Origin of the sequence: Clostridium beijerinckii, from assembly GCF_036699995.1 — a bacterium.
Classification (GTDB): Bacteria; Bacillota; Clostridia; order Clostridiales; family Clostridiaceae; genus Clostridium; species Clostridium helianthi.
Genome location: NZ_CP144906.1, coordinates 3,941,580 through 3,956,759 on the forward strand (window position 1 = coordinate 3,941,580; position 15,180 = coordinate 3,956,759).

Below are 15,180 nucleotides of genomic sequence, written 5' to 3' on the forward strand. Positions count from 1 at the left end.
AAAAATATGTCCAATATAGTTATGACTAATCGTAATTGCTCGCGCAAACTCTGTTAAAACTCTGAGCAAGTATTACAAGTTACATTAATACATTCTTGTAACTTATGATGCTAATATAACACACTCGACTACAAATTACAATATACTAAATATGTAACTTATTATAAATTTTATACTAAGAATATTTTTCTTTTTTCAGTTTGACCATGCTTTTATAAAGTATAGTCAAAGTATTAGACTGCAAATAAAGTCCTCAACAATTCTTCTCAGAAAGTCAAGGACTAAAAATTTTAGCTCATCATATTTGGGTTTTGATTCATTTATCTTGTACTATAATATCTTTAATATTATTTATCCCGTATTTTATACTTTTCTATTGGACTCAACATCATAAAAGCATCTTCACTTACTATCTAATCACTATCATTGATATCTCCAATACTTCCTTTGTTGCACTCTTTTTCAAAACTGATTAACTATAGATATGAAACTCAAATCCATCTTCTGGTTCTCCTACTTCAAAACCTAATGTTGCTGAAGCCTTTTTCTTAAATAGTTCAAACCACGTATTCCATTCTTCTTGCTGCATTTCAACATAGAATTGCAAACCACTAGGTTCAACTGAAGCATTAATCATTCTTTTGTCATTATCTTGTGCATACCAATAATGAATTCCATCAATAAAACCACTCCATCCTGGCATTTCAGAATATAATTCAGCTAATTTATCCCATATATAATCTGGTGATGAGTAATGAATATTCAAATTATGATTGTGTATTTCCATAAGAAATTCTCCTTCATTTTTTTATGCTGCAACTTGCCTACTCAATACTAAAATAATCCCTGTTATATAAATAATGTAAAGTTTTCTTTGTAATAAATAAAATAACCTCACATTCATTAAGCTTTAACGTTTAGTATTCTGAATTAAAAACACCTCAAGTTTATTTAAGATAATATATACGACCACTTCTATACAACTTATCAACTTGATATATAACTTCTATACATATATAGTTTAAGTAATTACTAGATTTAATATAAAAATTACAAGAGCTAAAAATTGAATCAAAAATGATATTATGCTTTTACCCTTAATTCTTAATATTGAAGAAAGAGAAATACTTACTACAGAAAGTACTGGCATTATAAGTAAGATATAATCTCGTGCATTAAATGTGTGAGAGTTTGGCAGCTCGGACATTGCCGATAATACACATAAAAAGAGGCTTACTATTGATAATACAATATATACACTTATTAAAGCCAGGTTAAACATTCCACCTATTTGATCAATGGCCTTATCTGACCAGTATCCTCTATTCTTCTTTTTAATAATAACAACAGCAACTACTGGGATTATCATGAATATTAGGTATAAAAAAAGTCCTATCATTTTTTTATTTTAATTCCTTTCTTATTAAAAATCAGATTAGTTAGCTCAACCATGTTAATATATTTCTACTTAATTTATCTGTTTCCCTTGTTATTTTACTAATAAGATAACAATACTTAGTAAATTATAGTAACAATAGATATTTGATAAATGTAATTTCATATCTATAGATATGAAACTCAAATCCATCTTTTGGTTCCCCTACTTCAAAACCTAATAATACTGAAGCTTCCTTCTTAAATATTTCGAACCATTTATCCCATTCTTCTTGTTGCATTTCAGCATAAAATTGCAAACCACTATGTTCAACTAAATCATTAATTATTCTTTTGTCATTATCTTGTGCATACCAATAAGGTGGATTTTTTCATTAATCTGCATAAACAATTACTCAAAAACTATACTTTAATGCAAATCTTATTAAATATCGATTTTTGAGGAGACTTCAATAACAAAATCTTTAAATATTTTTGCAGAAGGAATCATATATCCATTCTTCAGCCATCCCATATGCACTGTTCTATAACAGTAAGGTTCTTTTATTCTTAGTACTGATAATCCATCAGTTATTAAATTAGGGGTATCGGGAACTATAGAAATACCAAGACCTGCACTAACAAAACCTGTTACAACCATACTGCTCTCACTAGGTTTCATAGATACTTTGGGAATAAAACCAGCACTTTTAAAAATAGAACACATTTTTCCTTTTATTCCTTCTGAAAAAAACACAAAAGATTCTTCTTTTAAATCTTTTAGTAATACTTCTCTTTTATCAGCAAGGTGATGATTTTTAGGTACTATTATAACAAGTTCCTCATTTTTTATAGGAATTGACTCGATTTCCTCATATTCTTTAATATCTCCGAATTCATCATAAAAGCCTAAATCAAACTTCCCAGCCTTAAGGCCGTTTAAGATATTGGAAGTTGATTCAATCCCAAACTCGAATTTCGTATTTGGACTTTCCTTCAAAAAATCACTTATAATCGAAGGAATAAAATGTGTTCCAATAGTGTAAAGGGAAGATACGGAAACTGTACCTGCCATAGGATTAATTATATCCTGTAATTCCTTTACTCCTTCATTTATCTCTCTTATTGCAGCATTTGCACGTATTAAAAACATATCTCCAAAACGGGTTAATCTTATATTACGACCATTTTTTTCAAATAATGGTACATTTAGCTCTTCTTCTAATTTTGAAATAGCTTTACTCAAGGCTGGCTGTGTTACGGAAAGCAAATTAGCTGCTGATGTAAAATTCTGTGTTTCCGCTACAGTTTTAAAATATTCTAATTGCTGCCAGTTCATAAATGCACTCCTTAATTTATAATATTTTAAGTTATAAAGCATTAATAGTAATCTATAACTTTTAGTTATTGATTCAATGAAAAATATTAATTAGACATATGATATACATATTGATATCATTATATTACTTTATAAATTACATTTAACTTTTTATAGATTAATTATAAATTTAATTTATGTATTAGTCAAAGGTGATGATGTTTTTTTATTAAGCAAAAATCTTATATATTTATTACCATTTAGTAAATATAAAGATTAAATTAAAATGTCTTTTAAATTGAAAGGAGAAAAACTATGAATGAAATAATTCAAAATATCTTAACAAGAAGAAGTATAAGAACTTATAAAGAAGATCAAATTTCTGATGCGGACTTAAATACTGTTTTAGAGGCTGCCCAATTTGCTCCAACAGCTATGGGCAAACAAGGCTGGCATTTCACAGCAGTTCAAAATAAAGAAAAGATTGAAAAGCTAATTTCTGCAATAAAAGAAGCTATGTTAAAGTCGTCTATAGAACAATATAGAAAAATGGGTGAAAATCCTAATTTTAATCCATTTTATAATGCACCTACAATAGTCATTACATCTTATGATAAAACTTTACCTACAAAGGAATCTGATTGTGCTGCTGCACTTCAAAACATGCTTTTAGCTGCTCATTCACTTAATATTGGATCTTGCTGGATTCATATATTAGCTATTACTGGAGAAGATCCTAAAGTTAAAAGCGTACTTACAGAACTAGGTGTTCCTGAAGATTATGCAGTGTTTGGTACTGCTGTTTTGGGCTATAACAGTAAAGAAGAAACTAAAGCAGCACCTAGAAAAGAAGGAACTTTTAATATAGTAAAATAAAACTCTAATCTGGTTTCCTTGATAGTATCCTGCTATGGTAAGGTAAACTCCCAGCTAAATGTAGAAACCAGAATCAATAGATACTCTTCCGCCAGAAATGGCGGTTTCTTTTTTATACTCCCAATTCATGCAAAGTCATTTTTGAAAATAAAAATAGATGAGCCCACTAGTTACGTACAATATCTCCAAATAACTACGAATATCTTAATACGTTGACACAATAATTTACTTTTTTCATAATATCAATGCTAATTAAATTCACAAACTGTTTCCACTATCTTAAGCCTATACCAATGAAATGTGATGCAAAGATAGGATACCACCTACGTTTATTGAAAAAATAACCATTGCTATCAATCCAACTTTATAATAAAAATTACAGAGCCATCTGCTTTTTACAAAAGTCTTTTCTCTTTTTAATTCAATTTTTATTTCACCCCTAATCATTTAACAAATGCATTCCATAATTTTATTACTATATTAAAATTTTTCTCTACTAATATTTAAGACGTATTTTCCTATCTTAAACCACATAAAAATCGAACTTTTTAACCAAACAACCTTCAAACCCGCATTATTCCAGCATATTCTTCAGAATATTAGAATATCAGAATATATATTCTAGTATTCTGAAGAATAAATATGGTGGAGAATATATATTCTTTACCATATAAGAATATTGACTAAATGTTTTGAGCTTGTTTTAAATATCTCTCTAAATTTTACAAAGCCTTATGAAAATTCTTGCGCCCTATTGCTTATTAGCTTAGTACATTCATAAAAATAAAAAAGGAATACCAAAAGCTCTTATTGCTCTAAGTATTCCTTCTAATTATATTGGTGTATTATCATAATATACGTTTATTTTTATTCTTGCTTCTCTATAGGGTTTCTCATTGAAAATTTGAAATGTCTCAATCAGATAAATTTGATACATATTTGTGAAATTTTCATAGTCATATGGAACAAATATGTATTCAATTTCGCCCAATATGCACATAAGCTCAACTCTCAGTTCAGAGCCCCTATATAATAAAACAATTACAATCTGAATCTATACTCTAAAATATATCCCAACTAGAAAGCAGAAACATTTTTATGCAGCAGGCATTTGAAAATAAGCTGTTAAAAGTTCTTAAGCAGAGAACCCGAATCTTTGATTTGGTGAGAATCGCTTACTCAGCGAACGAACGTGAGTCGAGTTTCCGCTAGCGGTTGTTCTACTAATGCTTGTCACAATGAAATTGGGAACAAGCACTAGTGATGCAATCTGCAATTTAGTACTTTCAGCGAAATTTTCATAGTCCTGCGAAATAACAATGTTTCTACTTTTGGGGGATTATTACATAAGCTTAAATCTAATGTTGTTTATCTAGGGTTTCTATTTTTATCTTTTAACTAAAGGAAATGCAATAACATCCTTTATTGTATTTGATCCAGTTAGAAACATTATCATTCTATCAATACCGATACCGAGGCCTCCAGTTGGTGGCATTGCTGTGTCAATAGCTATAGCAAATTCTTCGTCCATTGGACTTGCTGTTTCTAGTCCTCCTCTTAATTTTTCAGCTTGGTCATGTAATAATATACGCTGCCTTAATGGATCATTTAATTCTGAATAAGCATTTCCAAGCTCTACTCCATAGGCATATGGTTCAAATCTTTCAATTAAATCTGGATTTTCTCTATGAACTTTACAAAGTGGTGATGATTCTTTTGGAAAGTCTATAACAAAAGTAGGTTGTATTAATTTCTTCTCGCTATATGCTTCAAAAAGATTTGTTATTAATTCTCCTTTAGAAGCCTCATTTATATTTAAACCTTCATTTTGTTCTTCAAGCAAAAGAGAATTCTCTTTAATTTTACTTATAATTTCTTCTTTAGTGAAATTCTCCACATCAATTCCTGTATCTTGTTTTACAAGATTGCACATAGTTTCTCTCTTCCATGGAGCTTTAAAATCAATTTCTTCTTCACCATATTTTATTTTAGTAGAGCCATTAACAGACATAAACACATATTCATATATTCCTTCCATAATTCTCATCATATCTTCATAATCCGCATAAGACATGTAACATTCCATTAGAGTAAATTCTGGATAATGTGTTCTATCAATTCCTTCATTTCTAAAAGATCTTGCAAATGTATAAACTCTTTCTATTCCTCCAACAATAAGTCTTTTTAAATATAATTCTGGAGAAACATTCATATATACTTCTGAGTCTAAATCATTAACAAAAGTTTTAAATGGTTTTGCTTCTCCTCCACCATATTTAGTGTCAAGTACAGGAGTATCACATTCAATAAAATTCATATTATTTAAATACTCTCTAATTACAGTAATTGCTTTAGAACGTTTAATAAATCTTTCTTTAACGTCTGAATTCATTATCATATCTAAAGATCTATGTCTTTGTCTTAAATCTGAATCTTGAATCCCATGATATTTTTCAGGAAGGGTTCTTATCGATTTAGATAACAATTCAAATTTGTTTGCTCTAATAGTTATTTCTCCCGTCTGAGTCTTAAATACAGTTCCCTCTACCCCAACAATATCGCCGACATCGATTAATTTTAAGACATTGTAATTTTCACTTCCAATTAACTTTTTACTAAAAAATATCTGTATATTTCCTCTTTCATCTACTATATTAGCAAAAGTTGCATTTCCCATTCTTCTAAGAAACATTATTCTTCCTGCTAAAGAAAACACTTTACTTTCATCAATAGTATCAAAATTATCACATATCTCTTTTGTATAAGTTTTTTTGTTAAAATCGTAATTATAAGGATATGGATTTATTCCTAACTCACTAAGTTTATTTAACTTTTTTATTCTCTCCACTATAAATTCATTTGCATTTGTCATTATATTTTCTAATTCATTTAGATTTTCATATTGCTCATACATTTTTGTTACCACCTTTACTTATTTATTGATTAATTCAGGCATATAAAAGAAAATAACACTTTCAATTTTGCCTTAGATATTTTATATCAGGTAAGAAAGCGGATTTACTTGTTATTCTTCTGATATTGCCTTAATACAAATAAAAAAAACCTTCACCTCCAAGATTTCTAATCTTGAGGACGAAAGTTATAAATTCGTGGTACCACCTCAGTTTATGTATGCGTTGCCGTATACACCTCTTCAAGTACATCAAAAATGAGATACTCTATACCTATAACGGGGTATTCCGTCACATCCTACCTCTATTAAGTGAAACTTGATTCATGCTGGGTTTTTATCCCCATCTAAATTCTAGTTTAACTTATACCCTCAATGGGTATCCTGTCCAAGAGCGTGTAGCCGTTATCTTCCACCTATATATGAGAGAGTATTACAGATTACTAGCTATCGGATAAAATAGACTCAGTGTGCAGCTCCAAGACCTTCTTCAATAAAAATCCATTGCTCAATCCCACCATCTAGAGCTCTCTGAAAATGAACTATTTTATCTACTCTTCTTTTCATTGCTTTTAATACATTTTACAATAAAAAGCTGTTTTTGTAAATATAATACGTAAAACCTCTCATCATAGTATTATATCTTCTACATGTGATACCTTATTCAAATAAATAACCTATCATTTTTTCAGGATTCTCTAAAAATTTTCTTGTTATAATATAGTTATCAGTCTTTTTATACGGAGCTTTCGTAATTCCATCATCATCAATAACAAATATATCTGCACCTGGATATGCCATTAATATGGGTGAATAAGTTGCAATAATAAACGGTGATTTTTTCTTTACAAGTTCATTAATAATAGTAAGCATAGCCATTTGTTTTACTGCTGACAATGCCGCTTCTGGTTCATCTAAAATATATAGTCCATTTCCACCAAAATGATTGGTCATGATAGTAACTCTTTACTATATCTGTCCGTTTTATATATATTCCTAATATATTTTCTGACATTCTCCTTAATCTCATAATATTCTCTATTTCAAAGCTTTGATTACTCCGAGTATTCCTTTTATTTTATTATTATAATAAGTGATTCTCACATTTCTCCTCATAAACTTTTTTTCTTTCTTCACTAATAATTTCGAAAGCATTAGGAGATTGATACTTTTCAATTTTTGTACGAATATGATCTAGATTTTTATTAAGAGCATTTATTTGGTTTATAATTACCTCTTGATGTTCTAAAAGTAATTTTTCTCTTAGATCTATAGTGCTAGCACCTTCCATACATAAGTCTATGTACTTTTTAATATCTTTAATTTGCATGCCTGTGTTCTTTAGACAACAAATTGTCCTAAACAGGCCTACATCTGACTCTGTAAACACTCTGTTTCCCGCTTTATTTCTTAGAACAAATGGCATAAGTCCTTCTTTATCATAGAAGCGAATTGTGTATATGGATATATTAAACATTTCTGATATATCTTTAATACTATAAGTCAATTTTTAAATCCCCTTTAAAATTTATTTTCAAAAAAACCTTGACCTCGATATAACTCTAGGTATTAACATGAGTATAAATCATAAGACTTTAATTTTCAAGCGATTAATATATGCTTAGTTGAATTAAAATTAATGACCAAGATAATACTCTACTTTCAAATTTAAGTAGAAGAATAACTAATAAGATATTAATTCCTAAATGATTAATAAATATTTACTGGAGGTATAAGAGATGTCAAAAACTGTTTTAGTGACAGGTGGCACAGGTTTTGTTGGTACACATATAATTTTTCAATTATTGCAAGGGGGTTATAAAGTAAAAACAACCCTACGCTCCTTAAAGAGCAAAGATAAAGTAATTGATACGTTAAAAGTTAACGGTATAACTGCCTTTGAAAATCTCCAATTTGTTGAAGCAGATTTATCAAAAGATGATAATTGGGAAGAAGCTATGAAAGGTTGTGAATATGTATTAAGCGTAGCATCACCAGTATTTTTTACGATTCCAAAAGATGAAAATGAAATGATGCGCCCTGCAGTGAATGGAATAATTCGTGTGCTAAAAGCTGCTAAAAATGCTAATGTTAAACGTGTTGTAATGACTTCAAATTTTGGTGCAGTTGGATTTAGCAATAAGAACTCAAATATTGTTACAACAGAAGAAGATTGGACAGACCCAAATGAAAAAGGTTTATCAGCTTATGAAAAATCAAAATTATTAGCAGAACATGCAGCTTGGGATTTTATAAAAAAAGAAGGTGGCAATTTAGAATTTGCTACCGTAAATCCTGTTGCTATTTTAGGACCTTCTTTAAGCAATCACGTTTCAGGTAGCTTTGGGCTTATACAACATTTATTAGACGACTCCATGAAGGCAATTCCTAATATACCATTAAATATTGTTGATGTTCGAGACGTAGCTGATTTACATATTCGTGCAATGACAAATCCTAATGCAAACGGCCAGCGCTTTATAGCATCATCAGATGGTCAAATTTCTTTGCCTGAAATTGCAGAACTCTTTAAAAATAGTAATCCCAATATTGCGAATAAAGTTCCTACAAAAACCTTACCTAATTGGATTATTTATTTTGCAGCATTATTTAATAAGCAAGCAAAAGAAGCAACCCTTCTTTTAAGGATGAACCGAAATGTGAGTAATTCAAAGGCTAAAAAAATTCTAGGTTGGAAACCCATTGCAACTAAAGAAGAAGCTATTCTTGCTTCACTAAAAAGTATGATTGAATATGAAATTATAAAATAAATAAAGTTTTAATATTATTAATTTAAACAAAAATACTCTTGCCTAAAGTTTTATTATAAGCAAGAGTATTCCCTATTTAATATTCTAATTTGACTTTATAGAAGCGCTATCTCATGTTTTTCTTTTTCTTCTTGTATTATTTTAACAATATCTCCGCTAATAAAATGAAGATTATCTTGATTTTGAAGTTTTTGAGATGTTGCTACATATACTTTTTTATTTTTATAATCATTATGCATATCTTGGTCATAGCAATTTTTACCCATAACTACTATATCTATACCTTCTATGAATTTGTCAAAATCAAATTTATTTTCAGTATTTAATGTATTATCTCCATGTCCAACTATCCAATAATATCCACCATCTTCTGAAGCTATATATCCATCAAGACTTATTGCCAGATTTAAAATTATCTTTCTTTTCACATTAAAGCCTCCCTAATTGTCTAAGATATTTTGATTTTCACCTGTTTTATTGTTATTATTGTTTGATATACAATTAATTATAAGTCATAATAATTGTCATGACATATAATATATTAGAAAGAAAATAATGGAAGAAGACAAATTAATTGTTTGCATTTATTATTTCCTTCAATGTAACATTTTGATTAATAAATCTAGTTTTACTTTTTTCCTTTTTAACTCTTATTGCATTATGTGGACAATTATTAGTACATGCCAAACATCTCTGACAATTGTTCATAAATACGGGTTTCTTATCTACTTTTATATTATTTACAGGGCACACTTTTTCACAAGTTTTGCAGCCAGTACAAGTATTTTCTACAATAAAATTCTTTTCAAATTGATCATCATAAGACAATTTTTCAATTAGTATTCTAAGACCACTTGCAATAAAAGAATGTTTTTTAATATATTTCTTTTCTTCATTAATATCTTTAATTATTTTTTCTAAGTTCTCTTCTATCTTTTTCTTAGGTTCTTTTTCTAGCTCCTTATTTATATCAAACCCTGGAAGATAATTATCAATCATAACTATTTCATTAATATAAGAAAATTCAATTCCATTTCTATTTCCGATTTCTAAAAGATGTCTTGTTGCAGCTCCTGCATACATTCCATAAGTTGCTATTCCAAAAATATATTTACTTTTAAATTTTGCTTTATTTAGAAATTCTTCAACGATTTTAGGAACCCCTCCACCATAAATTGGAAATACAATCCCGATTTTTTCGTCTTCTAAATCATATTTACCTTCTTTTATTAATTTAGGAATTGAATAATAATCACTTCCAAGGCTTTTTGCTATATATAAACTATTACCTGTTGCTGTGAAATATAAAATTTTCATGATATCCTCCTTAAATTTCAACGTTACAATTGTAACACTTATTTGTGTATAGTATAATGTGAGCAAAAGAATATTTCAATAGAAGATAGATCAAACGTTACAAAAGAAAGGATATTGTTATGGTAAATAAATCTACTAATATACAGAATATGATAACAAAGGAAAGTATTTTTACTTCACTTATGATTTTAATGGAAAAAAAGAATTTCAAAGAAATTTCCATTACAGAAATAACAAAAAAAGCTGGAGTCTCTCGAATGGCTTTTTATAGAAATTATAATATAAAGGAAGATATTATAACCACATACCTTGATGAACTCTTTAATGAATATTCAAAGGAAGTAATGCAAAAAGAAACCCTATACAATTATGAAAATCTACGCCTATACTTTTCTTACTTTAGAAAACATGAAAAATTAATTTCTAATTTAATAAATTCCAGTTTAACTAATATACTTCTTGAAAAATGTATTGAATCTTTTTATGAGCTATCCCAAACGATTTTCTGCAAGAATTCACTTCTTCCAGAGAAGCATAAATTTTGGATTGAGTATATGGCAGGTGGATTATATAATGTATTAATTGAATGGGCTAAAAATGGTATGAAACAAAGTGATGACTATATGGCAACGACAGTTTCTGAATTTATAAATAAGTAATATAGGGGTTATCTATATTAGAATCTCTTTTCTTTAATAGTTCCAGTGTTTTCTATTAATACTTATTTATCTTCAAGCATATCATACGAAAAATCGGCCATATCTAATTATTGATTAGGATTACCAGGTTTATAGTATTCAGGTACTTTAGTTGGGTCATATCCTTCAAACATTTTATACCTCAATTTAAAATTTACACGAACTAAAAAACTGCCTAGTTATTTGTGTTTAAAAACCACTAAAATTATTTATAAATAGGTGAGTCTAAAGATTCAAGCCTAGGAATGGATATCCCAAGCCTACGTGCTTCAGCAAGAGTATCGCGCACAAATATCACATTACTTTCAGCTTTTAGATTTTCACTCCCACTAGCACTTCTCATTATTTCTCTTGGCAGCTTACCTTCAGCTAATGCTAATTTCATTACAAAAGCCACAAGACCTGCAGGTAAATTCACTGCGATGTTTATTATTGTACTAACCTTAGAGCCCTTAGCTGCCATCAATGGTGTAAGTTCCCTTAATATTAAAGCAAAATCTTTAAGGGCATTTGCAGAATCAAATAGATTATTAAGCGAACCTACTTTTGATGCTGCCGCCATCATGCTTGCGTTAGTAATTACGTGAAACCATAGCCAATTACGCATATCTTTCTGTTCAGAAATACCAAAACCTGAGTTTTTAAATAAGCGAGTCACCATATCATATCTAGATTTATTAGTAGTATTATCAACGAAGCCCATAAATATGTTTTTCATGAACCCACCATCTAATGTGTTTTTATTTATAAAAGATCCACCAGCTCCAGGGAATCCCCAAACAACTTGCTCTTTTGGAATTGATCCAATTGAGTTTAAAGGCTCATTAATAATATTATTAAATATTAAAACAGTTGAATTCTTAACAAGTGGTTCTAACCAATTTATTATAGTACTTAATTGATTATGATTTACGCTTATCATAATCAAATCAAAATCATGGTCAGATGACAATTCTTCTATCATTTTAATTTTCCAAACTTTATTTACTAAATCACCTTTTTTATTCTTTCTGCCATCTAATATTTTTAAATTCACTATATCACCATACTGATTGATTCTTCCTTTACGCACGTAAAATGTCACATCATTCCCTGCTTGTTCTAAAGCCCATCCATATTGTGTTGAAATTACTCCTCTACCTATCATTAAAATTTTCATTATATTCCCTCCTATTAAACATGTGTTGTTTAAAATATAAGTGTATGTTAATATAATATTTGATTACTCATAAAGCTACAACCAATAGATTTTTAGCTATGTTGTATAAACAACATTTTTTTAAATCTGTTGTTTTATCAAAGGAGATTAATGATAAATTATGAATGAAAAAGATCCAAGAGCAGTAAGAACTAAAAATTTGATTAAAGAATCGTTTGTCCAATTACTTGAGGAAAAAGATTTTAAATATATAACAATTAAAGATATTACAACAAAGGCAACTATAAATAGAGCAACTTTTTATGCTCATTATTTAGATAAGTATATTTTGCTAGAAGAACTTGTTATAGATTGTTTTGAAGAAATGTTACCAATAGAAATTTTAAGCGCTACAGATTTAAATGAAGAAATTATAAAGGAACTTATTTTCTTCCTTTATGAATACAATATTTCATTTTATCAAAAGCGTAAAATTGATTCTACATCTATAGCTTCTACTGTAGATAATTTATTAAAATATAAAATAGACAATCTTATTGAAAAAATATTAAATAGTATGGTATCTAGAAATGAGTTAGATTCTAAAGACACAAATATATTAGTCAAACTAATTTCCTCATCAGTATATAGTTGTGCTCAATATTGCTATTTTAGTAAGAATGATAAAGAATACAATATCGAAAAAACTATTAGCTTTATTATGAATGGGATTAAAGCTGTTAAATAAAATAATTCTCTAAAAAATGCCCCAAGAACTCTATGAAAAAGCTCTTAATGTTCAAATTTATGTCCTGAAATATTCGTCTCTTCTTAAACGTTAAAAAATTATCTATGAGAGCATATTAATATATACAAAATGCTAAAAGGTTTATTCCCGAGGATAAAAAAATAAGTGTGTTTCTGTTTACCTTAACGACCTTGAAACAGAAAACACACCCATACTTTTCTATAAAATATCCATTAACTCCTTGGTTTATCGTTCTTTCCTCTCTAATTTCTAAATAACAGATATTTCCTTAAATCAATTTTCATTTCTTATATCTTTTAATAGTCCTTCAAACCACTTTACATTTACTAAATGATGTGAATGGGAATTCTCCAACATTTTTCTAAAATATGTAGAAATAGTTTCATCATGCTCAAGAGATTGTTCTAATAAAGTAATTTTCTTTTTAGTTTGTTCAATTTGTATTTCTATTAGTTTTGTTAGATCCTCGCTTTTATATTCATCAGCAAATAGCATTGCTGCATAAAAAGATAAGTTTATATAATCTGTCTTAGATCCATACTTATACATTAATTTTTCAAATTCCTTATCTCCTAGTTCAGTTATAATGTAATTATTAGTCTCCCTAGTATTGTCTGATTTGTTAACTTTTTTAATATATTTTTTTTCTTCTAATTGTTGAAGATTGTAGTAGAATGAACCTTTAGTGAAATTTGCTATATATTTATAGTGTCTCTCTTCCATTAAGGCTAATAATTCGTATCCATAAGAACCAGGGTTTTGTTTTAATAAACCTAAAATTAGTAATGGTATCAAAAAAACACCTCCTTTATGCTCTTCAGCAAAATTATATTAACTATTATTTCATAATTATAAGATTTAATCATTGTTGGTTTGCATGAATTGAGATACAAATTCCTCATATGATATTTTTCCTAATGCAAACTCCATACTTTTTATATATATCTTTTCATTTTTAGTATGTGTTCTAGCATTATTTAAATTCAGCAACTCATCTTCGTTAATTAATGGCTTCAATACATGTTGTCTATTAGAAAAGGCCTCGAAATAACGTAAACCAAATTTTCTTTGAGAAATTGCATCAATATGAATACCATCAGGATTAGAAGTTAAACCTGATGCTGTAACAAAGAAACAATTATCTTGTTCAAAAGCAAACTTTTGTAACTCTTCATTAATGAATTTATATTCAGTGCAACTTTTCCCAAATCCTTCTTTACCTAAAAAATCTCCTAATCCACCAATGATAATTGGAATATCTAGAGCATTCAACTCTTTTCTAAAAGCCTCAATAATTAAAAGTAATTTATTATAATATACTTTATAGTTACCATTAATACTATCACTTTCTCCTTGATGCCATAAAATTCCTGTGAGCTTGCTACTTTCCATAGCAAATTTAGCTTCATTTATAGCATGTCTAAAAAGCACTCCGTCTACAGCCCACTCATCTAGTGTGCTTCCACCTTCAGCACAAGGAATTAAACCAATAGTATCTTCTTGATTTTGACGACTCCATGCATCTGCAAATGAACCAGCGAGACTTATTCCCGAAACAGGCCTGTCATAATTGATTGGCTCCGTCATCATCTGCCATCTACCATTACGCAGCATTTGTATTCTTTCATTATAAATTGGGGGTACCTCATGAATAAATCCACGCCCAGCCATATTTGACTGTCCTATCATTAAAAACGATTTAATCATTTTTTTCATCCTTTCTTTATCTTTACTAAGAAATTCTTCTGATTCTTAATAAATGTTAAGTATTTACTTTGTTTATATATTAGTTATTCTTAATATATTTACTACTAGTCTAATTAGACTAACTTCTCTTAAATATTATAGTCTAATTAGACTAATTGTCAACCATAAGGATCTATACTGAATCTTGTTTAACTTAATTCTGCTGGCATCTAGAACCTAAAAAAGGATTAAATAATCCAACCAGTTTAATTAATTCATTTGTAGATATGAGTTTTTAAGCAGCTCTACTTAAAATCGAGCA

At 28.7% G+C, this 15,180-nt stretch carries 13 protein-coding genes, 2 pseudogenes and 1 other annotated feature; of the genes and pseudogenes, 4 read left to right on the forward strand and 11 right to left on the reverse strand.

All coding sequences use genetic code 11. The features are described 5' to 3' along the window. Nucleotides 1–472 precede the first annotated feature (472 nt). The 3 genes from PZA12_RS18220 to PZA12_RS18230 form a co-directional block, all read right to left on the reverse strand. Nucleotides 473–787, reverse strand: a complete 315-nt coding sequence (locus tag PZA12_RS18220) for a hypothetical protein (RefSeq protein ID WP_103698002.1) — start codon at nucleotides 785–787, stop codon at nucleotides 473–475. Nucleotides 788–1,021: 234 nt separating this feature from the next. After that, complete coding sequence (locus PZA12_RS18225) at nucleotides 1,022–1,399, reverse strand: hypothetical protein (RefSeq protein WP_103698001.1); 378 nt, start codon at nucleotides 1,397–1,399, stop codon at nucleotides 1,022–1,024. Between the two features lie 420 nt (nucleotides 1,400–1,819). Then, nucleotides 1,820–2,713, reverse strand: coding sequence for a LysR family transcriptional regulator (locus tag PZA12_RS18230; RefSeq protein WP_103698000.1), 894 nt, complete (start codon nucleotides 2,711–2,713; stop codon nucleotides 1,820–1,822). A 294-nt stretch (nucleotides 2,714–3,007) separates the two neighbouring features. On the opposite strand from PZA12_RS18230, the gene PZA12_RS18235 reads away from it, so the two are divergent. Beyond that, a complete protein-coding gene (locus PZA12_RS18235; protein ID WP_041898438.1) occupies nucleotides 3,008–3,568 on the forward strand; it encodes a nitroreductase family protein in 561 nt (186 codons plus the stop codon). A gap of 1,387 nt (nucleotides 3,569–4,955) precedes the next feature. Here the strand turns inward: PZA12_RS18235 and lysS are convergent. From lysS to PZA12_RS18250, 3 genes and pseudogenes are all read right to left on the reverse strand, one after another. Continuing rightward, nucleotides 4,956–6,482, reverse strand: coding sequence for a lysine--tRNA ligase (lysS, locus tag PZA12_RS18240; protein ID WP_103697999.1), 1,527 nt, complete (start codon nucleotides 6,480–6,482; stop codon nucleotides 4,956–4,958). A gap of 172 nt (nucleotides 6,483–6,654) precedes the next feature. Further along, nucleotides 6,655–7,055 (reverse strand) — a binding site (T-box leader). Between the two features lie 84 nt (nucleotides 7,056–7,139). Continuing rightward, nucleotides 7,140–7,442: pseudogene (locus PZA12_RS18245) on the reverse strand (ABC transporter ATP-binding protein); the annotation flags it as partial. Between the two features lie 121 nt (nucleotides 7,443–7,563). Then, a complete protein-coding gene (locus PZA12_RS18250; RefSeq protein WP_103697998.1) occupies nucleotides 7,564–7,986 on the reverse strand; it encodes a MerR family transcriptional regulator in 423 nt (140 codons plus the stop codon). A gap of 232 nt (nucleotides 7,987–8,218) precedes the next feature. Here PZA12_RS18250 and PZA12_RS18255 point away from each other — a divergent pair, with 232 nt between their 5' ends. Continuing rightward, nucleotides 8,219–9,250 carry an SDR family oxidoreductase gene (locus PZA12_RS18255; RefSeq protein ID WP_103697997.1) on the forward strand — a complete coding sequence of 344 codons (1,032 nt, stop codon included), beginning with the start codon at nucleotides 8,219–8,221 and terminating at the stop codon, nucleotides 9,248–9,250. Nucleotides 9,251–9,366: 116 nt separating this feature from the next. Here the strand turns inward: PZA12_RS18255 and PZA12_RS18260 are convergent. Together PZA12_RS18260 and PZA12_RS18265 are read right to left on the reverse strand one after the other, a co-directional pair. Continuing rightward, nucleotides 9,367–9,678, reverse strand: a pseudogene (locus tag PZA12_RS18260) (dihydrofolate reductase family protein); the annotation flags it as partial. 142 nt (nucleotides 9,679–9,820) lie between these two features. After that, entirely contained in the window at nucleotides 9,821–10,567 is a 747-nt protein-coding gene (locus tag PZA12_RS18265) for an EFR1 family ferrodoxin (protein ID WP_103697996.1), read from the reverse strand. Nucleotides 10,568–10,686: 119 nt separating this feature from the next. Here PZA12_RS18265 and PZA12_RS18270 point away from each other — a divergent pair, with 119 nt between their 5' ends. Beyond that, the gene (locus tag PZA12_RS18270) at nucleotides 10,687–11,226 is read left to right on the forward strand and encodes a TetR/AcrR family transcriptional regulator (RefSeq protein ID WP_103697995.1); all 540 of its coding nucleotides are present in this window, start codon (nucleotides 10,687–10,689) and stop codon (nucleotides 11,224–11,226) included. A 244-nt stretch (nucleotides 11,227–11,470) separates the two neighbouring features. On the opposite strand, the gene PZA12_RS18275 is transcribed toward PZA12_RS18270, so the two are convergent. Further along, nucleotides 11,471–12,424 (reverse strand): ketopantoate reductase family protein, encoded by a 954-nt coding sequence (locus tag PZA12_RS18275; protein WP_103697994.1) that lies wholly within the window; start codon nucleotides 12,422–12,424, stop codon nucleotides 11,471–11,473. A 160-nt stretch (nucleotides 12,425–12,584) separates the two neighbouring features. Here PZA12_RS18275 and PZA12_RS18280 point away from each other — a divergent pair, with 160 nt between their 5' ends. Beyond that, complete coding sequence (locus PZA12_RS18280) at nucleotides 12,585–13,151, forward strand: TetR/AcrR family transcriptional regulator (protein ID WP_103697993.1); 567 nt, start codon at nucleotides 12,585–12,587, stop codon at nucleotides 13,149–13,151. A 294-nt stretch (nucleotides 13,152–13,445) separates the two neighbouring features. On the opposite strand, the gene PZA12_RS18285 is transcribed toward PZA12_RS18280, so the two are convergent. Beyond that, entirely contained in the window at nucleotides 13,446–13,967 is a 522-nt protein-coding gene (locus tag PZA12_RS18285; protein ID WP_103697992.1) for a PadR family transcriptional regulator, read from the reverse strand. A 63-nt stretch (nucleotides 13,968–14,030) separates the two neighbouring features. Continuing rightward, nucleotides 14,031–14,879: a sialate O-acetylesterase gene (locus PZA12_RS18290; protein WP_103697991.1), complete on the reverse strand. Its 849-nt coding sequence runs from the start codon at nucleotides 14,877–14,879 to the stop codon at nucleotides 14,031–14,033. Nucleotides 14,880–15,180 lie beyond the last annotated feature (301 nt).

What these genes read in the sequence shown, in the direction of transcription:
- PZA12_RS18220 (WP_103698002.1), bottom strand. Translation starts at nt 787, where the DNA reads ATGGAAATACACAATCATAATTTGAATATTCATTACTCATCACCAGAT.
- PZA12_RS18225 (WP_103698001.1), bottom strand. Translation starts at nt 1,399, where the DNA reads ATGATAGGACTTTTTTTATACCTAATATTCATGATAATCCCAGTAGTT.
- PZA12_RS18230 (WP_103698000.1), bottom strand. Translation starts at nt 2,713, where the DNA reads ATGAACTGGCAGCAATTAGAATATTTTAAAACTGTAGCGGAAACACAG.
- PZA12_RS18235 (WP_041898438.1), top strand. Translation starts at nt 3,008, where the DNA reads ATGAATGAAATAATTCAAAATATCTTAACAAGAAGAAGTATAAGAACT.
- lysS (WP_103697999.1), bottom strand. Translation starts at nt 6,482, where the DNA reads ATGTATGAGCAATATGAAAATCTAAATGAATTAGAAAATATAATGACA.
- PZA12_RS18255 (WP_103697997.1), top strand. Translation starts at nt 8,219, where the DNA reads ATGTCAAAAACTGTTTTAGTGACAGGTGGCACAGGTTTTGTTGGTACA.
- PZA12_RS18265 (WP_103697996.1), bottom strand. Translation starts at nt 10,567, where the DNA reads ATGAAAATTTTATATTTCACAGCAACAGGTAATAGTTTATATATAGCA.
- PZA12_RS18270 (WP_103697995.1), top strand. Translation starts at nt 10,687, where the DNA reads ATGGTAAATAAATCTACTAATATACAGAATATGATAACAAAGGAAAGT.
- PZA12_RS18275 (WP_103697994.1), bottom strand. Translation starts at nt 12,424, where the DNA reads ATGAAAATTTTAATGATAGGTAGAGGAGTAATTTCAACACAATATGGA.
- PZA12_RS18280 (WP_103697993.1), top strand. Translation starts at nt 12,585, where the DNA reads ATGAATGAAAAAGATCCAAGAGCAGTAAGAACTAAAAATTTGATTAAA.
- PZA12_RS18290 (WP_103697991.1), bottom strand. Translation starts at nt 14,879, where the DNA reads ATGATTAAATCGTTTTTAATGATAGGACAGTCAAATATGGCTGGGCGT.